Origin of the sequence: Mediterraneibacter gnavus ATCC 29149, from assembly GCF_008121495.1 — a bacterium.
GTDB classification, from domain to species: domain Bacteria; phylum Bacillota; class Clostridia; order Lachnospirales; family Lachnospiraceae; genus Mediterraneibacter; species Mediterraneibacter gnavus.
In genome coordinates, this window is sequence record NZ_CP043051.1 from 1,230,001 (window position 1) to 1,243,528 (window position 13,528).

Here is a 13,528-nt window from a genome sequence, read left to right on the forward strand (position 1 = left end):
TATACATTTTTTGTGAAATAGCAGTAAATTACAACCGCTATCATCAATGCAGAACCTACTTTCCAGTTAAGTCCGGTAATCAAATTCACACCGGCGCCGGTTCCTGAGATGTTCCCCATTGTAAAAAAGAGACATGCCATAAACAACGCAATTCCTACAAATCCTGCTGCCACAGGTCCATAATATTTACGGATTGCATGAATGGTCGGCATTCCCGTCACGATCGCCAGCCGGTTTGTCACCATCATAAATGTGATTCCCATAAAAACAATCGGTATGATCAGCCAGATCAGCGTATATCCGAAATTGCTGCCCAGCATCGCTGCTGTGGTGATCGCCCCGGGGCCGATCACAATTCCCGTTGCGATCAACCCCGGTCCAATTCTTTTTATCAGATCCTTTAATGGAAGCCGTTCAACATTTGCCCCAAATACTTCTGTTGAATTGCCTGTGAAATATGATAAATACGGTCTGACCAGTCCTGTGCTTCTTTTAATGTATGTTTGTCAGGATTTGCAAATACTTCTCTTGCCGGGCAGATGATTTCCGGTACACAGCCTGCGAATCCGATCAGCGCTCCGTCCATTCCTGGGAACCAGCTTACACACAATGTTTCATCATGACATGTGATCAGGGAAATATCCGGACATTCCTGGCGAAGCAGACGTACATCATGTTCATAGATAGAAGTCACTCGTGTTCCCATTTTGATACATTTCACATGATCAATCTCTTTGCACATTTTGATCAAAGTCTCTACCGGATAGAATGCTTTGCTTGTTGCCGGATACAGATGAATGATGATATCGATATCTGCGCCTTCTGCTACATCTTTTACATATTCAAACGGTGCATCCGGATTCATTCCAAATCTCAGCCACATATGAGGAGGCATCAGAAGGATTCCATCTGCTCCTGCTTCTTTTGCCATTTCGATGCTTTCTGCTGTGTTCTCACAGTTTACACCGGAAATAATCGTCATCACATCTCCACATTCCTCTGCACAGATCTCAACAACGCGTTTTCTTTCTGCTCTTGTCAGTCCTGTGATCTCTCCTGTATGTCCGTTACATACAAGACCGTCCATTCCTTTTCCGTAAAAACTCTTGATCCATCTTAAATATGCTCTGAATTCTGGTTCGTTGATGGAATAATCCTCATTGAGCGGTACTGAAACTGCCGGGAAAATTGTTTTAAAATTTTTTACTTTTGCCATTGTTAAAATCTCCTTTACTTTACATTTCATGATTATTTTCAGGGTTCAAAGATCCTGCGCCTGAATCTTTTGTATGTGTCAGCAAACGTTTGCATATCTGTTAGTCTTTATATATCATATCTTTGAAATCACCGTCAACGAAATGGACTCCCTCTGCAAGAAGTTGCATATACCATGCAATTTTTTGCATATTTTCTATATATCCCCTCCCTTTTTCTTTGATTTTTCAACTATTTGACGGAATTTATTTTTTGAGATAAAATGGTTGCATTAAAATCATATGCAATCGTTTGTATCGAACAGACTCATAAAGGAGGCAATCATGGCAACATTAAAAGATGTCGCAAAACTTGCATGTGTAGATGTCAGTACCGTATCACGTGCTCTGAATAATACTTCTTATGTCCACCCTGACACAAAAGCCCGTATCCTGGCGGCAGTCAAAGAACTGAGTTATCAGCCGAACGTTCTTGCCAAAGGACTGCGTCAAGGCAAACGCCACACCATCGGGATCGTCGTCCCCAGATTATCCATGACCGTATTTGCAGAACTGATCCAGGGGATTGATGAAGAAGCCCGTTACCACGGATATTCTATTTTAGTTTGTACGACTGAAGATGATCCGGATGTAGAGAGAGAATGTCTGAATCGATTGAGAAATGGATTTGTAGACGGCATCATTATCGCCGGAACCGGAAAATGCGGACGCCTGATCCGGGATATCCACGCCAGCGGGATTTCTGTCGTACAGATCATCCGAAAGCAGGAATCCCATTTAAGCAGTGTGATTGCTAATTATAAGCAATCCGCGTATCGTGCCGTAAAATACCTTGCCGGGAAAGGCTGTAAAGAAATCGGGCTGATCAATGGTCCTATGTCCCTTTCCACTTATTATGAACGATATCAGGGATATAAAAAAGCCATCTCTGAACTCGGTCTGAAAGAAATCTGCCCGGAGTCCACACAACAGGCAAACACTTTTGAGTACGGCTTTCAGTGCGCGGAATTCTTATTGACCAACTACTTTCACCTGGATGCAATCATCACATCCGTAGATATTCAGGGAATCGGAGCTTTGCGGGCGGTCAAAGAACAGGCGATGCTGGTTCCGGAAGATATCCGTCTGATCATCCTGACCGGACATTCGATCGGAGGAATGTTGGAAACAACCATGACATCTCTTGAAATTCCTGCGCATGAAATGGGGAAAAAGGCTGCGCTTATGGCCATTGAAGAAATTGATGCCCCCTCCGATCAAAAACCAAGTCCTCAGCACCTTGTTTTTGAAGCTACACTTGTAGAACGGGAAAGTTCCTGATTGTAAAAAATGGTTCAAAAAATGGAGACTGCCTTTTAAGACAATCTCCATTTTTATTATGCCACACTGCCATTTCGGTATCTGTCCGTCTGGCCGCATGCTGCTTCAAACTCTTTTAACTTTTGTTTTGCTTCCGGATTCAGATATTTCGGCACCTCGATCTGCACTGTTACGTATTGATCCCCATGTGCGGAAGTGTTTTTCATAGATACGATTCCTTTTCCACGAAGACGGATCTTCGTTCCGGACTGCGTCCCCGGTCGAATTTTACACATTACATTTCCATATAATGTAGTAACCAGAACTTCCCCGCCAAAAACTGCTGTTGTAAATGGAATATTTACTTTTGTATACAAATCCTGCCCGTTCCTCTCGTATCCCGGCTTATCTCCTACCTTTACTTTCAGAAGAAGATCTCCTGCCTCTCCCCCATTGCTTCCCGGCATTCCTTTTCCACGGAGTCTTACACTTTTTCCTGTTTCAATGCCCGCCGGTATATGAACCTGCAGAGATTGTGTGCTTCCTCTGCCGTCCGGACTCTGGAGATGAATCACTTTATCACATCCAAATGCAGCTTCTTCAAAAGTAATCGAAACTTCTGCTCTTAAGTCTTGGCCTTTTCTCACAAACTGACTGCTGTCAAACCCCTGCCTGTAAAATCCATTTTTGCCAAATCCTCCGCTTTCAAATCCACTGTTTTGGAAACCGCCGGACTGTCTGCCGTGAAAAATATGATCAAACATATCTCCAAAAATATCGTCCATATTTCCGCTCTCAAAATGGTACTCCTGATAGCCTCCTCCTGCATTTTCAAAAGGATTACCGTGCGGATTCTGTCCTGCCCCGCTGCCATCAAATGCGGAATGTCCAAACTGATCGTATAGCCTTTTCTTTTCCGGATCACTTAAAATCGTATATGCTTCTGTCACTTCTTTAAATGATTTCTCTGCCTGTTTATCTCCTGGATTGGTATCCGGATGATATTTTTTCGCCAATTTCCGGTATGCTTTTTTAATTGTTCCTGCATCTGCATTTCTGCTGACTCCGAGCACTTCATAATAATCTCTTTTTGCTGCCATCCTTTCTTCACCTCCTGTTCAAAAAAAATCCCCGGGATCACAATCCCGGGGAAAATACCTTTTATCCTTCTATTGTTACATATCGTTTTTCATCCACAGGTTTCTTTTCCTCTTTTTTCGGGATATCAAGCATCAGAATACCATTTTCAAATTTTGCATGAATATCGGTCTCTGTGATATCCTCTCCAACATAGAAACTTCGGCTCATGTTTCCTGCATAACGCTCTCTTCTAATGTAGGTACCATTCTTATCCTGCTCATCTTTATCGAGACCTCTTGCTGCACTGATGGTCAAATATCCGTCTTTCAGTTCCGCTTTCACCTCGTCTTTTTTAAATCCCGGCAGATCGATCGCTACTTCGTAGCCATGTTCTGTCTCTTTGACATCGGTTTTCATCATACGATCTGCACGTTTGCCATACAATTTCTTGTCAATATCCGGAAATGAAAAATCCATCCAATCGTTAAATAAGTTTTCTCCAAAAATACTAGGCATCATCATAAGTCATATCTCCTTCCTACTATACAATCATCTATGTAAAGCACAACCGGACGATCCGGAGTGTTGATTACTTTTTGATGAATCCTTGTTACCTTTGTTCTATTTGTAATATAGCATTCATTATTGGCACTGTCAAGTGGTGAGTGCTAATTTTTTGTGAAGAATTTGTGAAGCCTTGATTTTATGGGCTTCACAGAGGTTTTTCACTTGCTTTCGCACTCGATTTTCTTGATTTTACACCATTTTTACACCATTTCATTTGATTTTGGTGTAACACTCACTTTATTTACACCAAATTACACCATCGACTTACATTTACACCACAGCAGGTACAGTTTCCGGCAGATTCATTTTTGACATCTCATTTTCTACATGAGCCATTTCAGCGATATGATTGTAGATATTCATAGTGATCTTCGCATCAGAATGTCCCATTACATATTGCATAACTTTCGGATTAACATTATTCTCACCCAATCTGGTACATCCTGTGTGACGAAGAATGTGTGCAGATATATGAGGCATCAGTTCTGGCTCCCTGTTCTCATTTTCCGCCAATATTGTTTCTCTCTTATTATAGGCATTAACGATATTCTTCAGAAAACTATTCACACCTGCTGGCATAATCGGACGCCCATGTTTTGTGTTAAAAATAAAACCACTGCGTTTACCAATCTCTACATTACTCTGCAATCCCAACATCAAATTTAATTCCTTCTGCTTACGAAACGCATCATATACGGTCTGAGTCATAGGAATTGTTCTGATTCCAGCATCCGTTTTTGTCTCCGAATCATGGAAACAATAACCTTCTTCTCCCTCATAATAAACAAGCTGTCCATTCACATGAATTTCCCGGTTTTTCATATCCACATCTGACCAGGTCAATCCGATTGTTTCACTTATTCTCAGGCAGGCTCCAAACATAATCTGCATCATTGGCAAATGCGGCTTATACACCTTACTGTTCTCCACAAATTTCAGAAGCTTCTCTTGTTGTTCCAGCGTTAATGCCTCTTTCTCCTTTGCAGCGCACCATAATCGCCAAGAGTTCCTGTTACCGGATTTTTACGGATAATCCCATCCTCCACAGCCATATTAAATGCTGGGTTTAATAAAGCATACATACTTTTAATCGTGCTGTGTGCCAAACCCTCATCCGAAAGTCCTGAAAAAAATGTCCGTACATGAGATGTCTTAAAATCAACTACACGGATGTTTCCAAGAGTATTCTTTATCCGATAATTCCATGTTCGCCAGTAGTCCTTTTTCGTTTTTTCCCGGATATTCTTTGTCACCATATATCGCTCAAATAATCCATTTACCGTCAATTTCTTTACAGATGTGTCCGTAATAAGCTGATCGTCAATATCTTTATTGATTTTCTTTTCCTGCTCACGCAGACTTGCCAGATCCATGTCATAGATTGTAACACGCTTTCCGGTAAGCTCATCTTTGTAACGATACATATAACATCCGTCTGGACGCTGACTTTCTCCAGTTTTTAAATTTCTGCCTTTATTGTCTTTTCTTGCCATACTAATCATTCCTTTCACATTCGTTGTTTGTTATTCGGAATGATTTTTGTCCTGTTCGTATCAGTCATAATCTGTCTGATATCTGTTCACAGATTAACATAATATTTTAGGATTTCCAAGGGTAAATTATTGAAAAACACTAATTTTTCTTTGCACTCTCATTCCGAAGGAAATTCGTTGTTTTCTCCTGTTCTCATCCATTACACTGCCATTGCATCAAGATATTTTTTTATCTTATCTACGTTATAGAGAACACGTCTGCCAACAATGATCTTTGCTTCTGCACAATCTGCAATTTTTCTTGCTGTGACAGCACCACAGGATAACATTGCCATTAAGCCTTCAATGTCCACAGTCAGACGATTTTCAGTGTTATACTCTGTTGTCTTTCTCATGATGCACATACCTCCTTTCCTCCGTATTCTTTTGCATCACCTCCCAGACAGCGGTTTCATGCCCGTTGTCAGTACCTTCTCCTGTTGTTTCTGGTTTTACCTAATGATGAATCTTTTTCTGTTCGGCGTGTTGGCTTCCATTCGTACAGGCGGTGTCAACGTTACATTTGACCTCTATCAGAACTTTTCTGAATGCTGCCAGCTTCTTTTCAAGCATACCAGCCGTTGCCGGAGTATCTTCGATTTCCACATACTACTCTCTGGTATAGCGGTGGAACTCTGTGTTGTCCTTTAATCCTCTAAGGGCACCTATACAGCTCATTCAATTTTCAAGGTGCGGAAAAGCTCTTGAATTCCTATTCAAAACCTTTTTCTACTAATCACACGTGGCAGAGGCGATAAGGTCATATTTTTCATAAAAAATTTGATTTTTTTCATCTCAGCCTTGTCCATTCGCTTTTATGCGAATATTGATTATACTGTCATTATATTTCGCTTTAATGTTAATGTCAGGTTTTTTTATTCGCTCAAATGCGAATGTTTCTGTTTACATTTTGAGATTTTGATAGTAAAATGGAATTATCAAATAGAAAGCAGGAAATCTGATATGACGATTGGTGATAAAATAAAAAAAATCCGGACATTCCGGAATATGACACAGGCAGAACTCGGTGCAGCTCTCGGCTGGGGCGATAAAGGTGCAAATCGCCTTGCTCAATACGAAACCAACTACCGGGTTCCCCGTAAAGATCTGGTTACTGAAATGGCTAAAATTCTCGATGTGAACCCAATTGCTCTGTATGAACCAACTATAATGAATGCCGAAGAATTAATGGAAACACTTTTTTGGATTGATGAATTTAATCCCGGTATGATCAAACTATTTCAATTAGAGACTTATCCCGGTGAAAAATGCAATTCCAGTGAAGATACCGCCGTCCGCTATCATGACTCTGACGACTGGCCAGTCCATCCACCTGTTGGCATGTGGTTTAATTATGGGGTTCTCAATGATTTTTTGAAAGAATGGACTCTTAGAAAAGAAGAACTGAAATCTGGCGTGATTACCAGAGATGAATATTTTGAGTGGAAAATCAACTGGCCACAAACCTGTGATGACTGTGGAAAATATGAACCCCAAAAGCATTGGAAAAAATCATAATTTATCTGTACTCACCGTACACTCGAAATAAAAAAGAGATGCCAGTAATATACTGATATCTCTTTTTCTCTACTATAATTTTGTATGATAGAGCATGTCTTCCATGTAGAAGATTAAGCTAGAAAAACTTCCAGCTCTTTTTAATCATTTCTTCCACACAGCGGCTGCATTTGACCTTACCATAAGCTCCTCCACCGGAATCCCTGCCGGACATATATTCTGGCATGATAGTGATTTCCCACATCCTTCAAAATAATGTTTCCTATATTTCTCTGCTATTTGTTCATGGTGTGAAGTATCCTGCTCCTCATTCAGTATCCTGTATGCGTTTACCGGAGCAATGGCACCTGCGAAGTCTTTCCCAAAATCAAAATTCGGACAGACCTCAAGACAACATCCACACATAAGACATCTTGCTGATTGATAGCGTATCTCATGAGTATACTCTGTCATATATGCATCGCTTTCAAGCCACAGGTTGATCTTCTTAAGATTTTCAAAAACAACTGACCTGTCAACGATCAGATCTTTTACTACCGGAAATTTACTCAAAGGTTCCAGTACAATTACTTTTCCCTTTAGAGATTGCAAAAATGTAGAACAGGCAAGTTCTGGCAGACCATTGATTCGCATCGCACATGCCCCGCATTTTTTCACCATACAGCCGCATTCCCATGAAATCGGTTCAGCTTCTTTGCCTGATTTATCAGTAAGTTTCTGTCTTGCATTCAGTTCATTCAGCATAGCTGCAATGGAAAGCTCACCCTCTGCTTCTATTTCAAATTCCTGCCAGAAAGGCTTTGCTTCTTTATTTTCCTGACGCTTTATACGAATGGTATATCTCATTTTTACTGCCGCCTTTCCGGAATTTCTTCAAAATGTATCTGTATCTTTTGTCCATTATAGCTTGCAATGGTTGTTCTTGCAAAATCATCATTTTTCTTCGGATAGTCTTCTCTGTAGTGTGCACCTCTGCTCTCTGTTCTTTCGATGGCACTCATGATTGCAGCCTGTCCCAGCAGTGAAAGTGAGCCTTTTATTTGGCATAGCTTCTCCAGTTCTTCTTCCATGCGTTTCCGATTTCTTACAACTCCAAGTGTATTTAGCATGATTTTATTTATTTTCTTCTTATCAGGCTGGCTGATGGATTCACACAAATCTGCCAGCTCTTGCGTCTCTGTTACCAGCATATCCTTAGCTGTCATTGCATCCTCGCAGGCAGTCTGTGCTGCAATTCTGCCACCATAGATTGCTCCAAGCAAAGAATTACCACCAAGACGATTTGCTCCATGATACTGTGCACAGCACTCTCCGGCAGCATATAGATTTCTGACAGGTGTACGATGCTTCTCGTCCACGTAAATACCACCCATAAAATAATGGATACCCGGCACAACCTGTACCGGCTCTTTTCTGATATCCTTATGAAGATAAATCTGACAATCCGATACCAGCCCCGCAAGTTTCCTGTCTGTCACATCTTTAGGTATCTCTGTCATATCCAGATAAACAGGACTTTCCTTACTTATTTTCCATATTTCTCTTGCAGTGATGTCTCTTGGCATCAGATTGCCAAGTTCCGGATATTTTTCTTCCATAAAATACCATCGGTTTCCATCCCTGTATGTGAAAAGGCGACCACCTTCTCCTCTGGCAGCTTCGCTGATCAGCATTTTCTTTCCGCCAATCTCAACTGTTGTCGGATGATACTGGATCATCTCAAGATTAGCCATAGGAACACCTGCCGAAAACAGGCTGGCACTTACTTCACCGGTATTTGCTAAGGAACCTGTCGTATTTCCAAACAGTCCATGCATACCACCGGAAGCCACGATAACTGCATCCGCATATAGCATTTTTATCTCACCTGTATAGTTATCGCAGACAACACATCCATGACATATGTTCGCTGTCATCAGTAAAGTACGGAAAGAGTGATGTTCAAAACGCTCTATCTGTCCCTGCACTTCTAATCGCCGTACTGCATCTATCATAGCTGTCATGATCTGTTTTCCGGTATCACTCTTTGCAAACGCTGTCCGTTTCTTTTTCTGTCCCCCGAAATTTCTCAGATCCAGTTCATCATAACCACATGTATTAAACTGCACTCCGATGCTGTGAAGCCACTTTACCACTTCCGGTGCCGCCTGTGTCATATTCCAGACTGCGTTTGGATCTGCCAGATTGCATCCGGCTTTTATCGTATCTTCGTAATGTTCCTGTGTACTGTCATCTTCTCCCTTGGTATTAAGTGCGGCGTTGATACCGCCCTCTGCCATAACTGACTGTGCTCTCTCAGAAGGCAGAGAAGAGATTAACTTTACACTGCATCCTTCTTTTACTGCCTGCAAAGCTGCCGACAGACCGGCAAGCCCTGCTCCGACAATAATCATATTCTTTTTCATAATGTATGCCATCCTATATAGTAAATGATAACTGCCCCTGCACTAAACAGCAGCAGAACCGACAATATCAGATAAATGTCTCCTCTTCTCTCCTTATAGCTTATGATTCCAAGCGATACAAGCAGTGGACGGATATTTATAAAAAGATGAATAAAAAGTGCTGCAACCAGTAACAGCTGCGTAATGAGTTTTACTGTTGTAAACGGAAACAAAATATAGATCCCGTCCTGTACTCCGCCAAATAATCCTATATGGAAAAACATCAGAATAAGTATTGCAAGTCCGCTGGCTCTCCTTGCCCAGAATACTGCATTTTGTTTTAAGTAGCTGTTACCTGCATTTTTAGAAATTTTCAAAGTATTTATGGTAAGTATGACTCCAATCACAGTATGTGCTGCAAGAACAGCCACTCCAACCCATGCAAGTATTTTCCCGGCACTGCTTCCAATTCCAAGAAGCATAAAACTTCCCATAAGACCATGCAGCATAAAAATCACGAGCAGTAATACGGAAAGTATTGTATTTATTTTTCTCATTCTTCCGCTCACCTCATTTCTGCACTGTCCAGTATGATATAGTCAGCATTTTCAAGAGCGTCTGTGCTGACCAGATCACTTTCAGAAAGGAATGCTTCATATTTCCCACTGACTGCCCTTGAACGCAGCATTGTACCGCTGTATTGTTTTATCTGCACATCAGCACCTGCATCATTAAGCCTTTCGCATAAGGAATCGGCATATCTTATAAGCGCATAATCTGTTTCCGAAACATAAATATCAAATGATAATTCTGTATCTGTACGAATGCTATCCGTCTTTCCTGTTACAAATGCTTTTAATTGCTCTCTTATATCCTCATCTGACAGTTTATCAAGCAACGGATTCATACAGAAAATATAACTGCCCTCAAGCTGTGCCGAGCTTTGGGCTGCTTTCTTTGCCTTTGGTGTTGCACCTGTAACAGCATCTATAATGGATGGAGGGGAGTGCAGTAATGCACCAAACCCTGCAATCAAAGCAATTACCACCACCAGTAAAATAAGTCTACGCTTCACTGCACTTTTCTCCTTTATTTTTTCAAAATCCTCATGGCATTCAATACTGCTATAATCGTAACACCAACATCACCAAATACAGCTTCCCACATGCCTGCTATGCCTAATGCACCCAGTATAAGGAACACACTCTTGATTCCGAGTGCAATGATAATATTCTGCATAACAATTCTTTTCGTTGCTTTTGCAACATCAATCGCATCCACAAGCTTTGATGGTTCATCTGTCATCAGAACAACATCTGCAGCTTCAATCGCAGCATCTGAACCAAGTCCACCCATCGCAATTCCTACATCGGCTCTTGCAAGAACAGGTGCATCATTGATACCATCTCCTACAAATGCAAGTTTGCTTCCTTTTGTCTTATGCTGATCCAGGTACTCCAGTTTTTCAACTTTCTGATCTGGAAGTAACTGTGCATAATATTCATCCAGTCCGAGCTGCTCTGCCACAGCCTTTCCAATCTTTTCATCATCACCGGTAAGCATAACTGTTTTCTCAACACCGATTTTCTTCAGACTGGCAATCGCATTCTGACTGTCATCTTTCACTTCATCGGCTATTACGATACATCCGGCATATCTGCCATCAACAGCAATATAAACCTTTGTTCCGGCTGACTGGCAGGCTGCATAAGATACTTTCTCAGAATCCATAAGTTTGCTGTTTCCTGCAAGTACTCTTTTACCACCAATCAATACACGAATTCCATGTCCTGATATTTCTTCATAACCGGAAAGAACAGACTGATCAATTGTTTTGCCGAAAGCCTCCTGTATGGATTTTGCTATCGGATGGTTTGAATAGCTTTCTGCCTGTGCAGCATATTCAAGAACCTGCTCTTTTGTAAAGCCGAATTCTACTGTGATATCAACAACCTTAAACACACCTTTTGTCAGGGTTCCAGTTTTATCAAACACGACGACGCTTACCTTATTCAGTGCTTCTAGATAATTGCTTCCCTTTACAAGCACACCTCTCTTTGATGCCGCACCAATTCCACCAAAGAAGGTCAGAGGGATGGAAATAACCAATGCACAAGGGCATGAAACGATTAAGAATACAAAACCTCTGCGAAGCCATTCTGACCATCCACCACCAAGAATGACAGGCGGAATAATAGCAAGAATAGCAGCCATGCCAACAACAATCGGTGTATAATAACGTGCAAATGTTGTGATAAAGTTCTCCGTAGGTGCTTTTCTGGAAGAAGCATTTTCAACCAGATCTATAATCTTTGTAACTGTTGATTCTCCAAAACTCTTTGTAACTTTAATTGTAAGAACACCGCTCTGATTGACACATCCTGACAGTGCTTCTTCTCCCTTACGGATGCTTCTTGGAACAGATTCACCGGTAAGTGCTCTTGTATCAAGCATTGACTCACCCTCTGTAACAATTCCATCCAAAGGAATCTTTTCTCCCGGTTTTACAACAATCAGTTCGCCAATCGAAACAGTTTCCGGTGCTACTACTACCAGTTCGCCATTTCTTCTGACTGTAGCCGAATCCGGTCTGATGTCCATAAGATCAGAAATTGATTTTCTGGAACGCTTTACAGCAAGTGACTGGAAAAACTCACCAACCTGATAAAAGAGCATAACTGCTACAGCTTCTGGATACTCCCCGATTGCAAATGCACCTATTGTAGATAAACTCATCAGGAAATGCTCATCAAAAATCTGTCCTCTGGTAATATTTTTTACTGCCTGCCATACGACATCCCAGCCAAGAATAATATATGCAACAATCAATACACCAAGTTCTACAGGAAGCGATACATGTCCAAATAAGATCAATCCCATTCCAACCGCATAGATGACTGCACCTGAGATCAGACGTATTGTAAGCTTTTTATCATCATCACTATATACCGGTGTTTTCTCTTTCTTATCTGGAGCAACAGATGTATCTGCCTTTTGTTCTGATACTTCAACATCCGGTTCATGGCTGTGTACAATCGTAGTAACCATATCCAGCATGGAAGCTGCCTTGTTATGATCCATACTGACAGTAAGTGTCTGCTTCATCAGATTGACTACTGATGATGATACATCCTCTAAATCACCGACTTCCTTTTCAATCTTTGCTGAACAGTTTGGACAATCAAGTCCTTTTAAAAGATATGTTTTAGTAGTATACGACTCTTTTTTCTCAGATACTTCAACATCCGGTTCATGGCTGTGTACAATCGTCTCAATCTGCTCAACGATTGAATTGTCGAATGTTTCAGTTTGTATTGTAAGAGTCTGTTTCATCAGATTGACAGATGATGAATTCACATTCTCTAAATCGCCAACTTCTTTTTCAATCTTTGCCGAACAATTGGGACAATCAAGTCCCTTCAGTAAAAATATTCGTTCCATTCTAACCTCCATTGTATATGTTTAGTTGCTCAATCACTCAACTTAAAAGGTAAAAATTTTAATCTCTTAAATGTTCAAAGCCTTTATCAATAATTTCCTTAACATGCTCATCTGCCAAAGAATAATACGCAATCTGAGCTTCCTTACGATATTTTACTAACTTAGCCAGACGTAGTGCCTTAAGCTGGTGCGATACTGCGGATTTCGTAACTCCAAGCAATACTGCCAGATCACAGACGCACATCTCGCTTTGTTCTAATGCATGAAGAATCTGCACCCTGGTACCATCCCCAAATAATTTAAAAAGTGAAGCAAGTTCTATATATTCCTCTTTAGACTGCATCTTCTTTTTTACATCATTTACGATGTCTTCATGGATAACGTCACAATTACAAGTGAATTGAGAATCTGCCATTATCTTCCTCCTTATGCTTTAGTTGAACAACTGCTCAACTAATTATAATATGTTATTTTTTCACTGTCAATAAAATTT

Annotated in this window: 14 protein-coding genes and 1 pseudogene (1 of these 15 cut by a window edge); 2 read left to right on the plus strand and 13 right to left on the minus strand. The window is 40.9% G+C overall.

Annotated elements, in window-relative coordinates:
* Together FXV78_RS05945 and FXV78_RS05950 are read right to left on the minus strand one after the other, a co-directional pair.
* Nucleotides 1–371 carry the 5' portion of an Nramp family divalent metal transporter gene (locus tag FXV78_RS05945; RefSeq protein ID WP_233447359.1) on the minus strand. 829 nt of this gene lie to the left of the window's left edge, so the window shows 371 of its 1,200 coding nt (coding positions 1–371); it begins with the start codon at nt 369–371; its stop codon lies off the left edge, out of view.
* Nucleotides 372–400: 29 nt separating this feature from the next.
* On the minus strand, nt 401–1,216 hold the full coding sequence (locus FXV78_RS05950; RefSeq protein WP_233447360.1) for a dihydrodipicolinate synthase family protein: 816 nt from the start codon (nt 1,214–1,216) through the stop codon (nt 401–403).
* A gap of 322 nt (nt 1,217–1,538) precedes the next feature.
* On the opposite strand from FXV78_RS05950, the gene FXV78_RS05955 reads away from it, so the two are divergent.
* Complete coding sequence (locus FXV78_RS05955) at nt 1,539–2,534, plus strand: LacI family DNA-binding transcriptional regulator (protein WP_039959427.1); 996 nt, start codon at nt 1,539–1,541, stop codon at nt 2,532–2,534.
* 56 nt (nt 2,535–2,590) lie between these two features.
* Here FXV78_RS05955 and FXV78_RS05960 read toward each other — a convergent pair whose 3' ends face one another.
* The 5 genes and pseudogenes from FXV78_RS05960 to FXV78_RS17820 form a co-directional block, all read right to left on the minus strand.
* Nucleotides 2,591–3,613, minus strand: coding sequence for a DnaJ C-terminal domain-containing protein (locus tag FXV78_RS05960; protein WP_004841358.1), 1,023 nt, complete (start codon nt 3,611–3,613; stop codon nt 2,591–2,593).
* A gap of 61 nt (nt 3,614–3,674) precedes the next feature.
* Entirely contained in the window at nt 3,675–4,115 is a 441-nt protein-coding gene (locus FXV78_RS05965; protein ID WP_004841356.1) for an Hsp20/alpha crystallin family protein, read from the minus strand.
* A 315-nt stretch (nt 4,116–4,430) separates the two neighbouring features.
* Nucleotides 4,431–5,653, minus strand: a pseudogene (locus tag FXV78_RS18790) (tyrosine-type recombinase/integrase).
* A gap of 200 nt (nt 5,654–5,853) precedes the next feature.
* Nucleotides 5,854–6,048, minus strand: coding sequence for a hypothetical protein (locus FXV78_RS05975; protein ID WP_004841353.1), 195 nt, complete (start codon nt 6,046–6,048; stop codon nt 5,854–5,856).
* Between the two features lie 100 nt (nt 6,049–6,148).
* Nucleotides 6,149–6,298 (minus strand): hypothetical protein, encoded by a 150-nt coding sequence (locus tag FXV78_RS17820; RefSeq protein ID WP_004841350.1) that lies wholly within the window; start codon nt 6,296–6,298, stop codon nt 6,149–6,151.
* A gap of 357 nt (nt 6,299–6,655) precedes the next feature.
* Between FXV78_RS17820 and FXV78_RS05980 the strand changes: the two genes are divergently transcribed.
* A complete protein-coding gene (locus tag FXV78_RS05980; protein ID WP_004841349.1) occupies nt 6,656–7,210 on the plus strand; it encodes a helix-turn-helix domain-containing protein in 555 nt (184 codons plus the stop codon).
* A 144-nt stretch (nt 7,211–7,354) separates the two neighbouring features.
* Here FXV78_RS05980 and FXV78_RS05985 read toward each other — a convergent pair whose 3' ends face one another.
* From FXV78_RS05985 to FXV78_RS06010, 6 genes are read right to left on the minus strand one after another with little or no spacing between them, the layout of a single operon-like run.
* Nucleotides 7,355–8,056 carry a succinate dehydrogenase/fumarate reductase iron-sulfur subunit gene (locus tag FXV78_RS05985; RefSeq protein ID WP_004841347.1) on the minus strand — a complete coding sequence of 234 codons (702 nt, stop codon included), beginning with the start codon at nt 8,054–8,056 and terminating at the stop codon, nt 7,355–7,357.
* Between the two features lie 2 nt (nt 8,057–8,058).
* Complete coding sequence (locus FXV78_RS05990; protein WP_009246016.1) at nt 8,059–9,615, minus strand: FAD-binding protein; 1,557 nt, start codon at nt 9,613–9,615, stop codon at nt 8,059–8,061.
* Entirely contained in the window at nt 9,612–10,151 is a 540-nt protein-coding gene (locus tag FXV78_RS05995) for a hypothetical protein (RefSeq protein ID WP_004841344.1), read from the minus strand. Before FXV78_RS05995 ends, FXV78_RS05990 begins: the two co-directional genes overlap by 4 nt.
* Nucleotides 10,152–10,159: 8 nt before the next feature.
* The gene (locus FXV78_RS06000) at nt 10,160–10,669 is read right to left on the minus strand and encodes a DUF6921 family protein (RefSeq protein ID WP_004841343.1); all 510 of its coding nucleotides are present in this window, start codon (nt 10,667–10,669) and stop codon (nt 10,160–10,162) included.
* 14 nt (nt 10,670–10,683) lie between these two features.
* On the minus strand, nt 10,684–13,035 hold the full coding sequence (locus FXV78_RS06005; RefSeq protein WP_039959425.1) for a heavy metal translocating P-type ATPase: 2,352 nt from the start codon (nt 13,033–13,035) through the stop codon (nt 10,684–10,686).
* Nucleotides 13,036–13,093: 58 nt separating this feature from the next.
* Nucleotides 13,094–13,450 (minus strand): ArsR/SmtB family transcription factor, encoded by a 357-nt coding sequence (locus FXV78_RS06010; protein ID WP_004841340.1) that lies wholly within the window; start codon nt 13,448–13,450, stop codon nt 13,094–13,096.
* Nucleotides 13,451–13,528 lie beyond the last annotated feature (78 nt).

Coding starts and splice junctions, on each gene's coding strand:
- FXV78_RS05950 (WP_233447360.1), bottom strand. CDS start 1,216: ATGGCAAAAGTAAAAAATTTTAAAACAATTTTCCCGGCAGTTTCAGTA.
- FXV78_RS05960 (WP_004841358.1), bottom strand. CDS start 3,613: ATGGCAGCAAAAAGAGATTATTATGAAGTGCTCGGAGTCAGCAGAAAT.
- FXV78_RS05955 (WP_039959427.1), top strand. CDS start 1,539: ATGGCAACATTAAAAGATGTCGCAAAACTTGCATGTGTAGATGTCAGT.
- FXV78_RS05985 (WP_004841347.1), bottom strand. CDS start 8,056: ATGAGATATACCATTCGTATAAAGCGTCAGGAAAATAAAGAAGCAAAG.
- FXV78_RS06005 (WP_039959425.1), bottom strand. CDS start 13,035: ATGGAACGAATATTTTTACTGAAGGGACTTGATTGTCCCAATTGTTCG.
- FXV78_RS05965 (WP_004841356.1), bottom strand. CDS start 4,115: ATGATGATGCCTAGTATTTTTGGAGAAAACTTATTTAACGATTGGATG.
- FXV78_RS05980 (WP_004841349.1), top strand. CDS start 6,656: ATGACGATTGGTGATAAAATAAAAAAAATCCGGACATTCCGGAATATG.
- FXV78_RS06010 (WP_004841340.1), bottom strand. CDS start 13,450: ATGGCAGATTCTCAATTCACTTGTAATTGTGACGTTATCCATGAAGAC.
- FXV78_RS05995 (WP_004841344.1), bottom strand. CDS start 10,151: ATGAGAAAAATAAATACAATACTTTCCGTATTACTGCTCGTGATTTTT.
- FXV78_RS05990 (WP_009246016.1), bottom strand. CDS start 9,615: ATGAAAAAGAATATGATTATTGTCGGAGCAGGGCTTGCCGGTCTGTCG.
- FXV78_RS05975 (WP_004841353.1), bottom strand. CDS start 6,048: ATGAGAAAGACAACAGAGTATAACACTGAAAATCGTCTGACTGTGGAC.